The following is a 469-nucleotide window of genomic DNA, read 5'->3' on the forward strand; positions in this document are numbered from 1 at the left end:
CGGCCGGGTCCGGATGGAGTTCCGCGTCCCGTCCCGCGGCCTCATCGGCTTCCGCACCGAGTTCCTGACGATCACCCGCGGCGCGGGCATCGCCAGCCACGTCTTCGACGGCTACGGCCCCTGGGTCGGCGAGATCCGCACCCGGAACAAGGGCTCGCTGATCTCGGACCGTTCCGGGCCGGTCACCCCGTACGCGATCGACCAGCTCGCCGACCGCGGCACGCTGTTCGTCGGGCCGACCACGCTGGTCTACGGCGGGATGGTCGTCGGGGAGTACACCCGCAACGAGGACCTCGAGGTCAACATCACCCGCGAGAAGAAGCTGACCAACATCCGCTCGTCGACCTCCGACGTGCTGGTCAAGCTGATCCCGCCGACGATCCTGAGCCTCGAGCAGTCGCTGGAGTTCTGTGCGACCGACGAGTGCGTCGAGATCACCCCGGAGAACGTCCGGATCCGCAAGATCGAG

1 pseudogene is annotated in these 469 nt (G+C 68.0%); it reads left to right on the plus strand.

The window, feature by feature from the left end:
* Positions 1-469: pseudogene (locus DBV35_RS29235) on the plus strand (translational GTPase TypA); the annotation flags it as partial.

The sequence above is a fragment of the Acuticoccus kandeliae genome, assembly GCF_003073115.1.